The sequence below is a fragment of the Neobacillus sp. OS1-32 genome (assembly GCF_030915425.1).
In the GTDB taxonomy this organism is placed as follows: Bacteria; Bacillota; Bacilli; order Bacillales; family Cytobacillaceae; genus Neobacillus; species Neobacillus paridis.
The window spans coordinates 518,463-536,876 of record NZ_CP133263.1 but is presented as its reverse complement, the minus strand read 5'-3'; the positions used below and the strand labels follow the sequence as shown (position 1 = coordinate 536,876).

Sequence of the window (18,414 nt, the reverse complement as noted above, 5' to 3'; positions counted from 1 at the left end):
TTCAAAGTGAATCATTCTATTAGGAGGAGGTGTGCAATGATGGGAAATGACCGACACGAAAGAAAGTTAAAGGCATCGCGGAGAGTGGAATCCGACCGCGATCAAGCGCTGCATTATCCTGGTGCCACTAAATTATCAAGTCCCGAGGAAGCCAGGGGCTTAAATGATGGAAAAAGATAGAAAAATAAAGCTCTCACTTCGTGAGAGCTTTATTTTATGCTCCGCTGACTAAATTTTTTCGTATCAATACCTCTTTGGTCTAACCAATGATAGGTATCTCCGGAAATGATTAACGGAGTTCTTTTAATATCAGCGATATTAGTCGCCCCTAATGCCGTCATAATGAGAGTTATTTCTTGATGAAGTCGATCAATTTCTTCCCTTAAAGTATCAATTCCTTTTTGAACCAGCGTTTTTAAAAAGAAGCCGGCCATCCCGATGGCTTCAGCACCAATTGCGATCCCCTTAACAATATCGATTGCTCCCCGGAACCCTCCTGAACCAATAATAGAAATAGAATGATCAGCAATGGAAGATGCCTCAATGATTGATATAGGCGTAGGAATCCCCCAATCCGCAAAAAAGGAAAGTTCCCTTTCCCGGCGTTTATTTTCTATTTCGGCAAAATTGGTCCCACCAAAACCACCAACATCAACCAGTGACACGCCAATCGAGGCCAGTGACTTGACTGTTTCCCGTGACATCCCGAAACCAACTTCTTTGACGATTACCGGCACTTCAACGGCCCGGACGATGGCCTCAATTCGTTCCAGTGCCCTGGTAAAATCTCTATCTCCTTCCGGCATCGTTAGCTCTTGAATCACATTTAAATGGATTTGCAAAGCATTCGCTTCAATCATATCGACCGCTTCTTTAGCCTGATCAGCGGCAGCCTCACTTCCCAGATTGGCAATCACAATTCCTGAAGGATTCTCCTTCCTGACCACTTCGAAGGTATATTTTTCTGTCTTATCCTTGATGGCAGCCATTTGAGAGCCGACAGCCATTGCCAATCCCGTATCCCTGGCTACTTGTGCCAGTTCCTTATTAATGCGATAGGTTCGATCGCCACCGCCGCCTGTCATGGCATTGATAAAAATTGGCGAACTTAAATAAAGTTCGCCAATCGAGTGGTCTAATCGAACATCGAACGTACTAATATTAGGCAGACTTTGATGAATAAATTTTATATCATCAAATGCAAAAACCGGTTTCTGCTGATTTGCAAGGGCATAGCGAATATGATCCCACTTTCGTTCAGATCTCGACACAGTTTATCACCATTATTTTTTTAAATTCTTTAGTTTATCCCCGATAACTTCTCCAAGCTGGAAGCCTTTTGTTTCTTCCGGAAGTTCATAATCAAACTTTTCCTCTGGCTCTTTTTCGAGAAGCTCTTTAATGCTTAATGATAAACGTTGTTCAGCTTCGTTTGCATCCAGTACCTTAACTTGAACTTCCTGCCCTTCTTTTAGCACCTCGTGTGGTGTAGCAATATGTTTATGGGCAATTTGCGAAATATGCACAAGTCCTTCTACTCCCGGGAATACCTCGACAAAAGCACCGTAGGAAACGAGCCGCTTCACTGTTCCGGTTAAAATGCTTCCTTTAGGAGCTTTTTCAGCAATATTGGACCAAGGACCTGGTAATGTTTCTTTAATGGATAAGGAAATTCTTTCGTTGTCACGATCAACACTTAATACTTTTACCTGAACTTTTTGACCTTCGTGGACAACGTCAGAAGGTTTGTCAACATGTTCATGGGATAACTGAGAAATATGAACAAGACCATCGATTCCGCCAATATCGACAAAAGCGCCAAAATCAGTGATTCTTTGGACTGTGCCTTCAATCACTTGACCTGGCTGCAGTTCTTCAAGCCGGTTTTGTTTTTGTTTTCCTTTTTCCTCTTGGACTACTGCACGATGGGAAAGAATTAAGCGATTCTTTTCTTTATCAAGTTCGACAATCTTAAACGTTAATGTACGTCCTTTATAATCACTGAAATCTTCGACAAAATGCGTTTCAACCAGTGATGCCGGGACAAAGCCGCGCACTCCCAGATCAACAACAAGTCCGCCTTTGACAACGTCTTTGACCTCAGTTTCAATCACTTCGCCAGCTTGAAACTGCTGCTCCAAAGTATCCCAGGCTTTTTCGGCATCCACTTTTCTCTTTGAAAGGATTAATGCCTCTTCTTCAACTTTTAAGACTTCTAATTCCAATTCTTCTCCTTCTTGAACAGCATCTGAAGCTTTTTCAATATGCAAGCTTGAAAGTTCACTGATCGGAATGATACCATCCAGTTTACTTTCTTTAATATCTACAATAACCTGTTTTTCTTCAACCTTTGTAACTTGTCCGGTTACTTTGTCACCGACTTCAAAACTCTTGACCTCAACTTGATTTAACTCTTCAGACATATGTAATCCTCCTTAATCCATTTACTACAAAATATATAAATGCTTTATTTTCAGTAAGAGCATTCTGCGCTAAATGATGAAAATAATCGAGTAAAACTAGAGAATATTCGAAAAAGAATCTTAATTAATAACTTCTTATAAATAGTCTATTTTGTCAAGCAGAAGCTACTGATACTCTCTTATAAGTTTATGAATTTCTGCCATAATTAATTCAGTTACCTGGTCAGCAGAAGCTTTTTCTTTTCGCAATTTTTCCATCTCAATTGGCTTTCCAAAAACTACCTTTACTCTATGAAAGCTTTTATAAGGACCGATCACAGCGCAAGGGACAACGTCAGCATCTGTTCTCAAGGCAAAAAAACCTGCCCCAGCCAGCCCTTTCCCCAGTTCTCCTGTTTTACTTCTGGTTCCTTCGGGAAAAAGTCCTAAAACATGACCTTCTTTTAAAATACTGAGACCTTTTCTAAGTGCCTCACGATCACTCATGCCACGCTTTACCGGAAAAGCATTGAGATTTCTGACAATTCCCCCTAACACCGGAACACGAAAGACTTCTGCTTTTGCCATAAAGTGGACCGGTCTCGGTGCGCAAATCCCAACAAGAATCGGATCAAAATTATGGATATGATTGGAACATAGAAGAACTCCGCGTGAGTCTTTGGGGAAATTCTCAATCCCGATGACTTGAACCCGATAAAGTGGTTTAAAAATCACCGTTACAACAGATCTTGCAAAATCATAGAAGGTCACATCTGACCAATCCTTTCGTCCACCAGAGCCATTATTTGATCGACTACTTCTGGTATCGTCAAAGAGGTCGTGTCGATTTCAATTGCATCCTCGGCTTTTTTCAATGGGGCTGTTTCCCTTTCCGAATCGATCTTATCCCTTAGTGCTATTTCTTGTTTTAATTTTTCCAAATCTGACGGGAAACCTTTTTGTTGATTTTCCAAATGACGACGCAAAGCCCTTTCCTCCACGCTCGCCCGTAAAAATACTTTAACCTCAGCGTTGGGCAGGACATGTGTCCCGATATCTCTCCCGTCCATGACCACACCGCCGTTTTGGGCAAATTTTTGCTGCCTTTTGACCATTTCTTTACGCACCTTTGGGTGTTTGGAAACAATTGAAACAGAATTGGTAACGGCAGCAGTACGAATCTCATGGGTTACATTCTGATGGTCGAGATATACTAATTGTCCACTTTCTGCAGGAACTAATTCAATTTCTGTAGACATGAGGGATTTTAATAAAGCTTCTTCATCCTCAAGATCCAGATTGCCGGTTATCGCTTTATATGTTAACGCCCTGTACATTGCCCCAGTATCTATGTATAGATAGGATAATTTTTCTGCGACAATTTTCGCAACCGTACTTTTGCCCGCTGCTGCTGGCCCGTCAATGGCGATAGATAATTTCTTTTTCATAAGTCCTCCTACATTTATCAAAATCATCACTATGCTGGCTTCTCTTTATTTTACCATAAGATAAAGAAATGCTTCTTTTTTTTGCGCTCAATTCATAAAAATAAAGCAGGCTCCCCTGCTTTTATTTTCCTTTTATGGTTTCCAGAATATCGGTCATTGTATTTTTAGTAACCCCTTCATACTTCGTTAATTGCTTGACTTCTGGCAAAAAATTAAATTGGTGAAAAAAGATTTGGGTCAATATTAAAAATAAAAATTGAACAATAACAAGTTTAAATAAAAATTTCTCAACCCTTTCCAATAATATCCTCCTTCATTTCTTCCATCTTCTTATGATCGCAGTATTTTATTATGTTTGACTTAACTAAGGAAAAAGGAAAAGCAGCTTGCTTTTCCCCCTATAAAACATCGTTATATACCGTTTCAGAATTTTTTAGTTTTTCTACTTTCTCTTCCCTTCCATTTTCGGCGTTGATAAAGATGCGATAGGTGTCATTTTTAATTGTACCAAGAAACTCATAGCACAATACTTCCTTATTGGCATCATTGATAATGACTGCCCGTCTGTCTTCCATTACTTTTAAATTGGGATTCATTTTTTTCCGTGCCTGCTCTAAGGTTATAGCTGGTTTTTTAAATGTCCGCTTCTGGTATGACGTTAAGTATTCGTCTGCAGATACACCAACAATATCACCATTATCAAGAGCAACTTTCAGCTTGACCGATTCCGGATAAATGCGAATCCCGTTCGTATTGGTCACAAAATTTAAGACACCGATATTGTCGTATTGAGTGCTTTCGGATAATTCTAAACCGGTAAAGCCGGTATCCTTTAAAAACGCTTGGGCTTTTGTCACGGCATCATGCAGGCTTATTGTTGGTTTCCTAACCTTCCTTTGATTGATAAACCAAATGGGGTGGCCGCCTTTCTTTGTGATGTCCATGCTGGCTTCCTGACCGGTTTTGGAATTTTTTAGCGAAATACTATAAAAACCATAATCAGAACCTTTCCCATTTTCGGTCACTTTAACCTTCGCATTACCATCGAAGTTCATATATTTTTTGGCAATTTTGAGCGCAGCAGTTCGTGATATCGGACTTCCCTGAACATTTTTAAAATTCTCATCTCGTTGCTGCATGTTGGCATACGTCGGGCCAAAATCTGTTTCATCAAAACCAGAGACTGTTTTTTCGACGGTTTTAAAGCCATCTATAATCGTATTGTCTGTCGTTTCCTTACCGGAAGCCAGGGCAAGCTCAACATCCATCCAACGCAGGTTATTTTTTAAAACCATATGCTGTACTTTGCGAAGCTCACTTTGAATATTGCCGGATTGTTTATAAAGCACCTGTAAAGTTTTATATTCTTTCTCAGTCAGGGGCTCCTTATCTAAATCCCGAACGGCCGTATGATAACTGAAATTTCCTATATTGGTTAAAAACTCTTCCGTTTTATTAAATGGCAGTAATGTCAAAGGAAGCTGACCTACATTGTTATGGGCTTCTGAAGTAATTCTCCAGACCTCAGCTAAAGACGGCGACAATGAATGCCGTGAATTCATTGCCAGTGTTGCGCCAATTTTATCATGCAATAAATCCATTTGGTATGTTAGACCGTGGAAGGCTCGCTGATAACTATTTTCAGCATTTAGGAGAATGGCATTTTTTTCTTGATGCTCTTGATAACCCCAATAACCAGTCCCAATTACCCCAAGTGCCAAAACACCTATGATTAAACCTCTTATCAATTTTACTTCACCCCTACTTGCAAAAAATATGTTTCCCAATTCTTTTGATTTGTGGCCTTGACCAGATCCACGCACTTGTTGCAGTTGCAGGATTAAAATAGTAAATAGCATTCCCTGTAGGGTCCCACCCATTAATGGCATCAATGACTGCCTTTTTTGATGTTTCATTCGGAGTTAGCCAGATTTGCCCATCCGCTACGGCTGTAAAGGCCCCCGGCTGAAGAATGACTCCAGCAATCGAATTCGGAAACTTTGGGTTTTCCACTCGATTGAGGATTACGGCGGCAACGGCAACTTGGCCAATATAGGGTTCTCCCCTTGATTCACCATGTACAGCATTCGCCATTAATTGAATATCATTTTGCGAGAAGCCTCTGGGAATGTTGACAGCTGACGCTTTGCTTCCCGTGTTTTTAGCTGCTTTAGGATTGTTCGCTGAACCAGCATTCCTAATATATTTGGTTGATTTTACAAGTTTGGCCTTTGTAGCTTGTCCGGCCAAGCCATCGATGGGCAATCCAAATTCATATTGAAAGTTTCGCAATGCCCAGTAAGTCCCCCAGCCAAAAACTCCATCGATCTTCCCATGATAGAAACCAATATATTTCAGCCTTGATTGTAGTTCTATGACATCTTCTCCGACTGCACCCTGCTGGATGATTTGATTAGAAAAGGCCTGAACCTTTTGGGTACCTATAAATGGAAGCGATGTCATTACTAATGCGGCAATGATCAACCACTTCAGCAAACCGGCTTTTGTTTTCATGGAATAATTACCCCCATTATAAATCATTTACAGTACACCTATTTTTTGTTAATCGCACATTTTTATTCCACAAAGAAAAAACCCTTCATTAAGAATGAAGAGTTTTTTGGACAGCGAACCGTTTTTTCATATGTTTGACACTTAAAATTTTCGCTTTTTTTACTTTTGTCAATCCAAACCACCAAAGGAAAATCATAAATGGAAAAATAATATAGAGCCAATGCTCCAAGGAAAGCAGAATGTAATCGTAAAAACCGTGAAGTATAAATGGTAATAATAATGAAAAAAGAATCCATTTCGCTTTTCTTCCTTCAGTAAATTTGGCTTTCCCAATATAAAAGCCCATTATTACCCCAAAGAGCGCATGACTGGAAACAGGAAATAGGGCGCGGGTCACCGCATGTTCAACCCCATTAGCAATCAAATAAAAAATATTTTCAATTGTAGCAAAGCCCAGTGATACAGCAACCCCGTAAACAATCCCGTCGAATGGTTCATCAAATTCCACATGCTGATATACTGCATAATAAAGGATAAACCACTTAAAAAACTCTTCCAACAGACTTGTGCTGAAAAATGCCCCTGTAAGATTCGAGTTAATCACATGCTCTGTTTCAAGTACATGCTGAATAAACATAATTGGAAATACGAGAAGGGTACCATATAAGAATGTCCGTAAGACAAAGGAGATTGGTTCCGGTTCATATTCATCTCTTAAATAAAAATAACTCAGTAAAGCCAAACCAGGGGCAAATCCGGCTGATAATATTCCCAGCATGTTGAACCTCTTTTCAGAATCCATTTTCTTCATCGTACCACGAAATAGAGGATGAATAAAATGAAAGATTCCCTCACTCAACTGATTTTTTTAGAAAAACTGGATTTTTTTACAAACCATTGTCGTTAGAATTCTATTTTCTCAATTCCACTTGCCAGGGCTACGGCTAATTTTATTCTTGCTTTCTTTGAATCATTATCACTGCCAAGAATAACGCCCTTTTGGTAAAGGTCATAGGCGCTTCCCTCGTAATCATAGGTCGTGTAAACTGAGCCTTCCTCGGCACTGGTGGTAATGACCAACTTGATTCCGGCCCGAATAGCTGCCTCGATTTCCTGCATCATCTTTGGAGCAACTTGCCCCCGCCCGACACCTTCCAGAACAATTCCTTTGACCCCGGCTTCTCTGGCTGCCTTGATGAATTTCCCATCAGCACCAATATAACATTTAATGATCTCCACTTGCGGCAGACTTGAGCGGACTTTAAAATACTCTCTTTTTATTGGCTTTTGATAGACATGAACTTGATCATTATCGATAATACCAAGATAGCCAAAGCCAAAAACATTGAATCCTTGAATATTTGAGGCATGCTCTTTTTTCACGTATCGAGCCGCGAAAATTCGTTCATTAAAGACAACGACCGTTCCCGCATTATGCAAATCGGTTGAGCAGGCAGTGTAAATGGCATGACGCAGATTAATGTAAACATCGCTTCCCAAATCCTCCGGGGAACGTTGTGAACCTGTTACTACAACTGGCCGCGGATCGCTAATCGTCAGGTCAAGAAAATAGGCAGTTTCCTCCATCGTATCCGTCCCGTGAGTAATCACGATGCCAGAAATAGATTCATCTTCAAAATAATTTTCAACTTTACTTTTGAGCACGAGTAAATCGTCAAAAGTAATATGGATACTAGCTTTTTGAAACACAGATTCAACAATTACTTCAATATCCTCCGGTAATTGGCACATAGCCGCCAGTTCCTCACCCGTTAATGCACCTGAGGATAATTTACCGGATTCTTTATTCGGTTTGCTGGCGATTGTACCGCCGGTTGTTAATAAAACTACTTTTTTCATCATTCAATCACCCTTGCGTTTTTTCTAAGATGGATTTAGCAATTAATCCCCCGTGGAACCGGCCATTTTCAATAAAGATTTCATTAGCATTATTCCCTGCAGCAATCACTCCGGCAATGTATACACCCGTAATAGTGGTCTCCATCGTCTCGGGATTAATGATCGGTCTCCCTGTTTCATCGTCTATTTGGACACCGATAGCTTTTAAAAATTGGTGATCAGGATGATAGCCAGTCATTGCAAAAACGAAATCATTAGCTATAGAAATTTCCTTTCCATCTTGAAGATAAACGACAGTTGTTTCAGTTATTTCCTTTACATGGGCATTAAAGTGCATGCTGATCACGCCATTTCTCACCAACGATTCAAATTCAGGCAAAATCCATGGCTTGATACTTGGCGAATATTCCCCTCCGCGATATAACACCGTGACTCTCGCTCCCGCCTTTACGAGTTCAAGAGCGGCATCGACACTGGAATTTTTTCCGCCGATTACACAGACATCCTTATCAAAATAAGGATGGGCTTCTTTGAAATAATGAAATACCTTGGGTAAATTTTCACCCGGGACATTCATATAATTTGGATGATCATAGTAGCCGGTTGCAATTATAATGTAACGTGCATGATAGGTGCCTTTTGAAGTATTAACCGTAAAGCCCTCAATGGACTTCTCAACTTTCATTACTTGTTCATAAGCATTGATTCTTAAATTTTTCCGCTTTGCCACTTCGCGGTAATAGACAAGCGCCTGATTTCTTTTTGGTTTATACGTATCCGTGACAAATGGAAAACCGCCGATTTCTAATTTTTCACTTGTACTAAAAAATGTTTGGTGTGTCGGGTAATGATAAATCGAATTTACTACATTGCCCTTTTCAATAATAAGCGGGCTTTTTCCAATATCCTGCAACGCAATTGCTGCCGCTAGCCCACAAGGACCGGCGCCAACTATGATAATTTCTTCATTTTGCACCGTGATTACACTCCTTATTCAAAACATTTACATAAAAAACTCCTACCTGATAATGATAGGAGTTTTTCTTTAATAATTCAATCTTAAATCCAGCCTCTAAAGCGGCTTGCTTCTGCCATTTTTCTGACTCCGACCATATAGGCCGCAAGGCGCATATCAACACGGCGTGTTTGGGCAGTATAATAAATATTATTAAATGCTTTGACCAAGATCTTTTCCAGCTTCTCCTCTACTTCTTCCTCTGTCCAATAATAACCTTGGTTGTTTTGAACCCACTCAAAGTAAGAGACAGTGACACCGCCGGCCGAAGCCAGTACATCCGGAACAAGGAGGATGCCACGCTCTGTTAATATTTGGGTTGCTTCCAATGTTGTTGGACCGTTTGCTGCTTCAACAACGATGCTTGCCCGAATATTGTGAGCATTTTCTTCTGTAATTTGATTTTCAATTGCTGCCGGAACAAGAATGTCGCAATCCAGCTCAAGCAGCTCTTTATTTGTAATCGTGTTATCAAATAATTTGGTCACCGTACCAAAACTGTCTCTTCTATCCAGAAGGTAATTAATATCAAGGCCGTTCGGGTCATATAAAGCACCGTATGCATCAGATATGCCAACCACTTTTGCACCGGCATCATGCATGAATTTTGCCAAATAACTGCCAGCATTACCGAAACCCTGAATGACCACTCTTGCCCCTTTTATATCAATGTCCCGTTTTTTAGCTGCCTCACGGATACAAATGGTTACGCCTTTTGCCGTTGCCGATTCACGACCATGAGAACCGCCAAGAACAAGCGGTTTACCGGTGATAAAGCCAGGTGAATTAAATTCATCAATTCGGCTGTACTCGTCCATCATCCACGCCATAATTTGCGAATTGGTAAAGACATCTGGAGCAGGAATATCCTTTGTTGGTCCAACAATCTGGCTGATTGCCCGTACATAGCCGCGGCTTAACCTCTCTAGTTCCCTAAAGGACATATCACGGGGGTCACAAACAATCCCGCCCTTCCCGCCGCCATATGGCAGGTCAACAATACCGCATTTTAAACTCATCCATATTGATAATGCTTTCACTTCTGTCTCTGTTACATCCGGATGGAAGCGAATGCCTCCTTTTGTTGGTCCTACAGCGTCATTATGCTGTGCTCTGTAACCGGTAAATATTTTAACGGATCCATCATCCATTCTAACTGGAATCTTAACTGTCATCATACGTAATGGCTCTTTCAAAAGTTCATATACCTCTTCGGGGTATCCTAACTTTTCAAGAGCTTTGTGAATGACTGTCTGTGTTGATTTCAACACATCAAGCTGCTCCTCTTGAGTAGTCTTACCAGTACCATTTTCGGCTACCATTTGTAAACCTCCTAAGAAATCACTTGTAAGAATGCTGTCCGCTTTCAGTCACAAGTATACACCTTTAAAGGATTAATGCAAGGAATATATGCTTCCTTTCCCCCTTCAATTTTTCGCTTATGTAAACGCTGCCATTCCCGAGTTAACAAGGAATACTTGTGGAGTATAAGAAACCTGATAAACGCGGAATGGCGTTCGTAGCGAGGAACTCCTCCTTCGAAAGTTATTTTAAAAAAGTCATTTAAAATAATGAAGGAGGGTTTCTACTGCCTTATTTTTAATAATGATCTTACCGTATTCAACAAGAATATGAGGGCTGAGGATTGAGGCATTTCCATATTCAGATAATAGGCAGGCAGCCTTTTCATTTTGTTCATTGCTAGCTTGATCCATTAACAAGTAATAGACATTATTCAATGTAAAGATGGTTCCGCCGAAAAGTTCTGTTGCCGCAAGTCTTTCTGCTGCATTTATCAGATCTTCCAATTCCGCAAATTCAAAAAGGAGTTTTTCCATACCGCAAGCCCTTACCTGCATTTCAATAAAGCCATCGCCTAATGCTTCTTCTTTATCATCGTCAACAGTAATAATCATAATCATCCCTTGAGCCTGAAGCGAGAAAACTTCAACTGCTACGGATCCCTGTATGTCAACGTTAAATTCCAAACTCGCTTCCTCAAGCATTTCATGAAAAAGCTGATTCCACTTACTGGCATCCTTCCCGATGTCTTCTTTGGAAAGTCCTCGATCGATTAAATCGTCAGAGGTTAAAAAAATTTTAATCTTGTTTGTTGTTAAGCGTTCTAAGCGCATAATTTTGCCCCCTGCATATGACTACTCTTGTTTTAGTCTATGCCTGAGAGGAAGGTTGGTGAATTGTCTCAAAGGGAATTAACGGTTGGAAACGGTTATCAGGTGGCACTCAGCCGGTGCTCCAAGTCTTAATGGCAGCGCAGTCGTCCCATATCCATTACTTATAAGCAGAGTGGTATTCTCTAACTTGGTTACCCCCCCTCTTTTTTGTGGACTAAACCCCAGTATATGAATTTGTCCTCCATGTGTATGCCCGCTTAATACTAAACGAATTTCATGTTCTGGAAGAATCTTTTCCGTAATCGCAGGGTAATGACTTACAAGAATTTTGAAGCTTTTTTTATCGGAAGCTAAAAGGGCTAAGTCAAGACGGTCCCGTTCCTGTCCCATTTCATCGACCCCAAGCAAGCTCCATTTTTCTCCCTTTTCTGAAGTGAAATGAACGGCTGTATTGGCTAATATCGTAACACCTGTCTCGCTCATGATAGCTTCTAACTTTTGAACATCCTTTTCATAATCATTATTTCCCCAAACAAAATAAATCGGACCAAGCTGCTTCAATTTAACGAGGTTTGTTTTTATCTTTTTATAAGAAACGCCCTTTTCTGTTAAATCGCCGCCGATAATAACCAGATTGGATTTTCCCTTTACTTCATTAATAATTGCATCAGAAATCGTCCTTCTATGAATGTCCGAAATAAAAAAAATAACAACTTGACCAAAAGACTGAGGAAAATCTGAAAAATTAAATTCATGGCGGACAACATGATTAAGAAACGCTTGTCGCAGCATATATAGGAACAGGCAGGCGGCAAAAATAATCAGCAGCAACAATAATATTTGCATTGTGTTATGCCCCATTTCTTTTTTAAGAAATCATACCATAATAAAGCATTGACTAAAAAACACTTACGGGAACTATTAGCAATATGTAAAAAATCCCTCTCACAAAAACGTATGAGAGGGAGCTTTATTTAAATACCTTAAACTTCTTGAATACTTAATATTCTAAAGCCATGTTCTTCTAGCTTTTTGACAAACTTATCAATATTATCATTCTTTTCGATTTTCATAACAATTCTTCGAACAAGTTTATCCGTTTCATCAAAGGTGACAAGTGAAATGATGTGTTCGTGAAAGTGATGGGCTATTTCAGATAGCCGGGCGATTCTTCCTTCCGTTTCCACCGATGTAAACGCAATCCTTATTCCCGGGCGATTCACGCCAAAGGCACTCTCAAAGAAACTTAATACATCTGCACGCGTGACGATCCCCAGAAAGGTATGATTCTCATCCACAACAGCAAGTAATGGAAAATCCTTTAAATCTAGCATCGTCCTTTCAAATAATTCGCCACCGACCAGAAACTTTTCTTGATGAGAAGCGATATCCTTTGCCAGAGTAGAGGTGAGATAATCCTCCTTTAGTTTTTCCGAACGGAAGAAGTTTTCATAAATCCGATATCTGGTCACAACCCCAAGGTAACGATCTCCTTGTAAAACTGGCAGCCCATCAATATGATGTTCCTCCAATTTTTGTAAAACTTCCTTCAAGGTTTCATTTTCTTGAGCAATCACACATTCATGCCGTGGAATCATCATATGTTTTACAAACATGTCCCATCACCTCAAAAATTAAGTACTTTCACCTTATTATACTTCGACTTTCTCCTAAAAAATCCTTGCATATGGTAAAGATTTATGTCATGTTATTCAATTACCGGTCATATGATTGAATGATGTTGATTAGCAAAGGGAGGGTAATGATGCATACTCATCTCAAAACATATCATCCGTATGTAAGCCCATTTGATCCATGTAAACCAATGGTTGAAAAAACGTATTCAACTCCACCGCATTTATATATCGGTTTCCAACCGCCAAATTTACCGCAATTTTCACCTATGGAGGCATTAAGAACCGGTACACTCTGGAAAGCATTTTATGATCCTTGGTATAGTCCATATGAAAAAGGGAATAAGGGGGTGCCCTCATGAAGCAGGTGCCTGCTGAATATTATCATTTAATGGAGCAGCTGCAGGCTGTTGATTTTGTTTTAGTCGAACTTACGCTGTACTTGGATACACATAACGATGACCTTGAGGCCATTCACCAATTTAATCACTATGTACAAGAAAGAAAACGAATTAAGAAGCAATTCGAAAGCCAATTTGGGCCCCTGCAACAGTTTGGCAATAGTTACTCCGGACATCCTTGGAATTGGGACGATACGCCCTGGCCATGGCAGGTTTAAAGTACGGAGCATACGTTCGCAAACGGATGCGGCCAGATAAGTATAAAAGTGGATGAGCCCGTTATCTAAGCTCGTTATGGGAGGGATAGGAAAGCAATGTGGATATATGAAAAAAAACTGCAATATCCTGTTCGCGTCAGTAGCTGCAATCCGATGCTGGCCAAATTTTTAATTGAGCAATATGGCGGTGCTGACGGTGAGTTGGCTGCAGCCTTAAGATATTTAAATCAGCGTTATACGATCCCTGATAAAGTAATTGGACTTTTAACTGATATCGGTACCGAAGAGTTTGCTCATTTGGAAATGATCGCCACAATGGTCTATAAATTAACAAAGGATGCCACTCCGGAACAGATGAAGGCGGCCGGCTTGGATGGGCATTATGCTGATCATGATAAAGCACTGTTTTACCATAATGCAGCAGGTGTTCCCTTTACCGCTACTTATATACAGGCAAAGGGTGATCCGATTACAGATCTTTATGAAGATATCGCTGCTGAAGAAAAAGCTAGAGCGACCTATCAATGGATTATCAATTTGAGTGATGATCCGGACTTAAATGATGGATTGCGCTTTTTACGCGAGCGGGAAATCATTCATTCACAGCGATTCCGTGAAGCAGTAGAAATTTTGAAAGAAGAGCAAGGAAAAAAGACAATATTCTAAGAAGCAGTAGCGGCTGCTTCTATTTTTTTTCATGGTACAGATTAATATCGTAATGTTTTTTCATTACTTCAAAAACGAGGTGGCGATTTTTCCATTCTTCTTCTTTTTTCCATAGATCCTTACTTCGATCGACAATTTCACACCGTAATTCTTGATATTCCTTTTCCTTCTTCTCCTTTTGCTGTCGTAATACATTCATTGCCCCATAGCTAATCAGCGATGCTGAGAGCAAATAAACATTCACTTCATCATTCAAGGCGGCAGTAAACATCGCAAAAAAAGAATAGGAATAATGTTGAGCGATGGTAAAATAAAAATAACAAAAAAACAGTAAAGCGATTAGAATGGTAGCATAAATGGATAGATAATGCCGTTTTTCGGCAAGATCAAACTTTTCCTTTCTTTTTCTAAGGTTTTCTAACATTTGTTTTGTTGCCAGATCCGTGTTTTCTAGCAATTGGATTGGAGTATCCATCTTATCCCCTCCATTCCATACCATCTTATGAACTTGTCCGCCCCAATATGCCAAAAAACCAATCATGAAGATTGGCTAGTGATGATCTAGTATCAGGGCACCTGCGAATTGCTTTTTTCCTGATTTTTTACTTTCTGTTTCTGTTTATCGACTCTTATTCCGCCCTCATCATTTGATTGTTCAAGATGGATCGTTTCATAACCAACATTACTGGGGTTTGTTTTGTCTGTCGGCTGAACCTTTTTTCCATTGTAATGAGAAATAAGTGTAAAAATGATAACAGGCAGCAATATGAAGACCAGAACCAAAAATCGGATCAGTGGATATTTGAGCTTCCTTTTTCTTTTGTTTTTTTTTCGGCGGTGAAGCCTCGCTCGCGGCGGCAATTGGTCATATTCTCCGGTATCAGTTAATTTCTGAATCGACCGTTTTGTTCGTTCTGCCTGTTCTCTATATGGTTCTTCACTATTCATAACAGGGCCCTTCACTCCTTACTGTTAGTTAGCAACGTTTTAGAGAATGTCTAAACCTAATGTAGATCCCCAATAAAAAGTCTATGACAAAATGCATAATAAATGTAACCGCAAAGTTTCCTGTCCACTGATAAATGACCCCGATGACAAAACTAAGTAAGACAATATTCAAAAACAGATACCAATTAAATAAATAACGATAATGAATGATCGCAAAAATGATACTTGCCAAGATAAGCCCGAGCTTTGTTTGAATAATACCGCGAAATAATAGCTCCTCACTAAAAGCAACAAAGGCAGCTATTACTATAATGTGAAACGGATGACGCCCCTTAAATATCCGTTCATTTAAACCGCCATCATCATAAAACGAGGACGGCAATACTTTCATAAGGACAATATCGGTGATGACCACTACTATTCCTGCGCTTAACCCTACTTTATAAAGATTGGGATCGCTTAGTTGAAAATGATCCCAATAAGAAAGATCCCCAAATAAGATCCATCCTAAAATAGCTGAAATGAACAGAATGATGATTTGCGTTAAATATAGGTGAAAAAGCAATTCCTTATCCGTTAAACTGGAAATAATCTCATTATATTTATTTTTCATTTATTCAACACGCCATTTATTAATAATTTTTGCAAATATTCTTTCCATGAAATATCGATTGTTTCTTTTTGTGGACTCTTCTTAAATGAATGATATGGTTCTAATTGGAGCCCGCATCGATCACAACACTGGTTTATCTCCGAAGTGAAAGGATCATCAAAATAATGTAAAATAAATTTACGCCGGCATGTATTGATGTCAATCCAACTCTTCATTTTAAAAATACTTTCTTTTTTAGCCTGCCCTCTCCTTTTGGCAAATTCCTTTATTTCATTTCTGATGCTGCATAAGTTTTTATTTTGCTGACCAAGACGAGTTACGAATTCCTCCACGATTCGCCATTGCACCTCTGAAAAACCGCCAAGTTCCCTCCATGTTTCTGATAATTTCCTTCCCCCGTTTACTGACTCTCCCTCATTCTCCAGGATGTTAAATAACCAATCAATTTGGGACTCAGAGGGCAACTCTCCTTCAGCAAGTTGCAGGGGAAGCAACTCGTCGCCAGGGGAATAAAGCAAAATGGCAATGCTGGGCTCTCCGTCACGACCGGCCCTGCCAATTTCCTGCAAATAGGATTCCAACTGCATCGGCATATGAAAATGGATGACAAAACGAATATTTTCTTTATTTACCCCCATCCCAAAAGCGCTTGTGGCACAAATCACATCGAGCTGACCATAAATAAATTGCTGCTGAATTAATATTCTTGTATCTTGATCCAATCCCCCGTGATAAACACTTGCGCGGCAAATTTGTTGTTCGGATAGAAGGTCAGCCATCTGTTCAGCAGCCTTTTTACTGGAAAAATAGATAATCCCCGGTTTTTGCAGCTGAGCTACAAGCTCCAAGACACGATCTTCCTTCTGGCGATAATCCGCTATTTGTTCCACAAAAAAACCGATATTGGGGCGATCAATGGTCGACTCAATCTTCTTTACCCCGTTAAGCCCCAGCGAGCGAATGATATCCTCACGAACCTTACTTGTTGCGGTTGCTGTGAGTGCAAGTGTAAGAGGGTTACCAAGGGTTTTTCGAACCTCTCCAAGCTTCGAGTAATCCGGACGAAAGTCATAACCCCACTGGGAAATACAGTGGGCCTCATCAACCACAAATAACGAAATGGATATGTTCTTAAGCTTTTGAATAATATATGGAGACATTAGCATTTCCGGTGAGATAAAAATGAATTTGTAGCGATCCAAGAATGCCAGGACATTCCCTCGTTCTTCCTGGCTTAGAAATGAATTAAGCGCCACGACCCGCTTTTCACCGTACTGTTTCATTTGCTCCACTTGATCCTGCATGAGAGAAAGCAGTGGGGAGACGATGACAATTTGCCCTTCAAATATATAGCCAGGCAGTTGATAACATAATGATTTTCCCGTTCCGGTGGGAAGCATGGCTAACGTATGCTGTTTGTTTAAAAGTGCAGAAATTACTTCCTTTTGTCCCGTTTTAAACGACGTAAAGCCAAACTGTTTTTTTAGTAAATCTTCTAATTCCATTATGAACCACCATACTTTGCCAACACTAACCTTATCTGAAAGTAACTTGCCTTATTTACCTGGTCTTTTATTAGCTTTAATTGTCTCGAGGCAATCCGTCTTGAAACCGCTAAAATTTCTTCCTGTAACTTTTGCTCCACATATGGATCAATTGAAAAATGATTTACATATAAAGCAATTTCAACAGAGATGATCCTCGATTGTACTTTCCCTTAATTTACGCAAACGGGCAATTGCTTCAAGAGAATAGCCTTGAATGAGTAATTGCCACGTTTTTCTTGAAGACTGGGTCAGTTCATGCTGTTGTCTCAGTTCCTGCTGAAGCAAGGACAGTATCGGAAATTGCTCAGGTTTTTCAGCTATCTTTCGGATCATATAATGAATAATATTGATAAACTGAAGCTGATAATCAAAATGATTCATTGATAATTTTTGGGCTGTTTGCATCGGCGTTAAACCAATTTGCTGAAAACCAGTTAAACGAAAAACTAATACGGAAGGGTCCAATGTCTTATTATGTTCAAAACAAGCGATGAGCTCTTGGTAGATCATCCTGCCAAGATCATATTTTGGAACCTTCATTTCCTTCAGAACGGTTTTAACCCATTGATGAACATCTTTGTTTTTTTGAATCGGAATATAACATTTTTCTTGGTGTACAATATTGGAGGCCACCTGAATAAGTAATGAAAGTCGTTCCCAAAACGACCAGGTAATTTGGTGATACTCCCAGCCGTTCAGCTCATTTAAAATCGGATGCTTGTTTAAAAAACTTTCACCCGAAGAGGTGAGCAGAAAACGTTGTTCCCCATGATTAATTATGTACCCTTGTTCCTGCAGGGTTCGAATCATGCTATCATACGAATCTCTTGATAAAGGTGAAAGCACACCAAAGAATTTCTTTAGGGAAAATAAATGAGCATCCTGAATGGTTTGTGAAGATTTTTTTCCATTTAGGAGGTGATAAATGGAATACACCGTTCTTTCCTTGCTTAACTGCTTTAAACAATAAAGAATGATGGATGTCAGCTGAACCATTTTTTAACCACCACATT

Annotated in this window: 24 protein-coding genes; 4 read left to right on the top strand and 20 right to left on the bottom strand. The window is 39.8% G+C overall.

Features of this window, described 5'->3' with window-relative positions; translation table 11 throughout:
- Positions 1-39: 39 nt before the first annotated feature.
- On the top strand, positions 40-180 hold the full coding sequence (locus RCG24_RS02800; protein WP_202655444.1) for a YpzI family protein: 141 nt from the start codon (positions 40-42) through the stop codon (positions 178-180).
- A gap of 29 nt (positions 181-209) precedes the next feature.
- Here the strand turns inward: RCG24_RS02800 and fni are convergent, their stop codons facing one another.
- The 14 genes from fni to RCG24_RS02730 all read right to left on the bottom strand — a co-directional run bounded on the left by fni (position 210) and on the right by RCG24_RS02730 (position 12,990).
- Positions 210-1,271: a type 2 isopentenyl-diphosphate Delta-isomerase gene (fni, locus tag RCG24_RS02795; RefSeq protein WP_308078276.1), complete on the bottom strand. Its 1,062-nt coding sequence runs from the start codon at positions 1,269-1,271 to the stop codon at positions 210-212.
- Positions 1,272-1,283: 12 nt separating this feature from the next.
- Positions 1,284-2,423: a 30S ribosomal protein S1 gene (gene rpsA / locus RCG24_RS02790; RefSeq protein ID WP_202655378.1), complete on the bottom strand. Its 1,140-nt coding sequence runs from the start codon at positions 2,421-2,423 to the stop codon at positions 1,284-1,286.
- Positions 2,424-2,588: 165 nt separating this feature from the next.
- The gene (locus RCG24_RS02785) at positions 2,589-3,173 is read right to left on the bottom strand and encodes a lysophospholipid acyltransferase family protein (protein WP_202655377.1); all 585 of its coding nucleotides are present in this window, start codon (positions 3,171-3,173) and stop codon (positions 2,589-2,591) included.
- A complete protein-coding gene (cmk, locus tag RCG24_RS02780; protein ID WP_308078275.1) occupies positions 3,170-3,850 on the bottom strand; it encodes a (d)CMP kinase in 681 nt (226 codons plus the stop codon). The genes RCG24_RS02785 and cmk overlap by 4 nt, the downstream gene beginning before the upstream one ends.
- 121 nt (positions 3,851-3,971) lie before the next feature.
- Positions 3,972-4,151, bottom strand: coding sequence for a YpfB family protein (locus RCG24_RS02775; RefSeq protein ID WP_308078274.1), 180 nt, complete (start codon positions 4,149-4,151; stop codon positions 3,972-3,974).
- 97 nt (positions 4,152-4,248) lie between these two features.
- Positions 4,249-5,598: a germination protein YpeB gene (ypeB, locus tag RCG24_RS02770; protein ID WP_308078273.1), complete on the bottom strand. Its 1,350-nt coding sequence runs from the start codon at positions 5,596-5,598 to the stop codon at positions 4,249-4,251.
- A gap of 13 nt (positions 5,599-5,611) precedes the next feature.
- Positions 5,612-6,313, bottom strand: a complete 702-nt coding sequence (gene sleB, locus RCG24_RS02765) for a spore cortex-lytic enzyme (RefSeq protein ID WP_308079098.1) — start codon at positions 6,311-6,313, stop codon at positions 5,612-5,614.
- A 139-nt stretch (positions 6,314-6,452) separates the two neighbouring features.
- Positions 6,453-7,142 (bottom strand): glutamic-type intramembrane protease PrsW, encoded by a 690-nt coding sequence (gene prsW / locus RCG24_RS02760; protein ID WP_308078272.1) that lies wholly within the window; start codon positions 7,140-7,142, stop codon positions 6,453-6,455.
- 125 nt (positions 7,143-7,267) lie between these two features.
- The gene (locus tag RCG24_RS02755) at positions 7,268-8,224 is read right to left on the bottom strand and encodes an asparaginase (protein ID WP_308079097.1); all 957 of its coding nucleotides are present in this window, start codon (positions 8,222-8,224) and stop codon (positions 7,268-7,270) included.
- A 7-nt stretch (positions 8,225-8,231) separates the two neighbouring features.
- Positions 8,232-9,200, bottom strand: coding sequence for a YpdA family putative bacillithiol disulfide reductase (locus RCG24_RS02750; protein WP_308078271.1), 969 nt, complete (start codon positions 9,198-9,200; stop codon positions 8,232-8,234).
- Positions 9,201-9,283: 83 nt separating this feature from the next.
- Positions 9,284-10,561 carry a Glu/Leu/Phe/Val family dehydrogenase gene (locus RCG24_RS02745; RefSeq protein ID WP_202655369.1) on the bottom strand — a complete coding sequence of 426 codons (1,278 nt, stop codon included), beginning with the start codon at positions 10,559-10,561 and terminating at the stop codon, positions 9,284-9,286.
- A 237-nt stretch (positions 10,562-10,798) separates the two neighbouring features.
- Entirely contained in the window at positions 10,799-11,374 is a 576-nt protein-coding gene (locus tag RCG24_RS02740) for an adaptor protein MecA (protein ID WP_202655368.1), read from the bottom strand.
- Positions 11,375-11,452: 78 nt separating this feature from the next.
- Positions 11,453-12,220 (bottom strand): metallophosphoesterase, encoded by a 768-nt coding sequence (locus RCG24_RS02735; RefSeq protein WP_202655367.1) that lies wholly within the window; start codon positions 12,218-12,220, stop codon positions 11,453-11,455.
- Between the two features lie 137 nt (positions 12,221-12,357).
- Positions 12,358-12,990 carry a CBS domain-containing protein gene (locus tag RCG24_RS02730; protein WP_202655366.1) on the bottom strand — a complete coding sequence of 211 codons (633 nt, stop codon included), beginning with the start codon at positions 12,988-12,990 and terminating at the stop codon, positions 12,358-12,360.
- A 149-nt stretch (positions 12,991-13,139) separates the two neighbouring features.
- Between RCG24_RS02730 and RCG24_RS02725 the strand changes: the two genes are divergently transcribed.
- From RCG24_RS02725 to RCG24_RS02715, 3 genes are all read left to right on the top strand, one after another.
- Positions 13,140-13,370, top strand: a complete 231-nt coding sequence (locus RCG24_RS02725) for a spore coat associated protein CotJA (protein ID WP_202655443.1) — start codon at positions 13,140-13,142, stop codon at positions 13,368-13,370.
- Positions 13,367-13,627: a spore coat protein CotJB gene (locus RCG24_RS02720; protein ID WP_202655365.1), complete on the top strand. Its 261-nt coding sequence runs from the start codon at positions 13,367-13,369 to the stop codon at positions 13,625-13,627. The genes RCG24_RS02725 and RCG24_RS02720 overlap by 4 nt, the downstream gene beginning before the upstream one ends.
- 96 nt (positions 13,628-13,723) lie before the next feature.
- Entirely contained in the window at positions 13,724-14,293 is a 570-nt protein-coding gene (locus RCG24_RS02715) for a manganese catalase family protein (RefSeq protein WP_202655364.1), read from the top strand.
- Between the two features lie 19 nt (positions 14,294-14,312).
- Here RCG24_RS02715 and RCG24_RS02710 read toward each other — a convergent pair whose 3' ends face one another.
- From RCG24_RS02710 to RCG24_RS02685, 6 genes are all read right to left on the bottom strand, one after another.
- On the bottom strand, positions 14,313-14,768 hold the full coding sequence (locus RCG24_RS02710; protein ID WP_202655363.1) for a DUF2663 family protein: 456 nt from the start codon (positions 14,766-14,768) through the stop codon (positions 14,313-14,315).
- 92 nt (positions 14,769-14,860) lie between these two features.
- A complete protein-coding gene (locus RCG24_RS02705; protein WP_308078270.1) occupies positions 14,861-15,241 on the bottom strand; it encodes a hypothetical protein in 381 nt (126 codons plus the stop codon).
- Positions 15,242-15,269: 28 nt separating this feature from the next.
- Positions 15,270-15,854 carry a CPBP family intramembrane glutamic endopeptidase gene (locus RCG24_RS02700; protein ID WP_202655361.1) on the bottom strand — a complete coding sequence of 195 codons (585 nt, stop codon included), beginning with the start codon at positions 15,852-15,854 and terminating at the stop codon, positions 15,270-15,272.
- A complete protein-coding gene (locus RCG24_RS02695; RefSeq protein ID WP_308078269.1) occupies positions 15,851-17,359 on the bottom strand; it encodes a RecQ family ATP-dependent DNA helicase in 1,509 nt (502 codons plus the stop codon). Before RCG24_RS02695 ends, RCG24_RS02700 begins: the two co-directional genes overlap by 4 nt.
- On the bottom strand, positions 17,359-17,538 hold the full coding sequence (locus RCG24_RS02690; protein ID WP_374049144.1) for a helix-turn-helix domain-containing protein: 180 nt from the start codon (positions 17,536-17,538) through the stop codon (positions 17,359-17,361). The genes RCG24_RS02695 and RCG24_RS02690 overlap by 1 nt, the downstream gene beginning before the upstream one ends.
- A 1-nt stretch (position 17,539) precedes the next feature.
- The gene (locus RCG24_RS02685) at positions 17,540-18,397 is read right to left on the bottom strand and encodes a YpbB family protein (protein WP_308078268.1); all 858 of its coding nucleotides are present in this window, start codon (positions 18,395-18,397) and stop codon (positions 17,540-17,542) included.
- Positions 18,398-18,414: the final 17 nt, after the last annotated feature.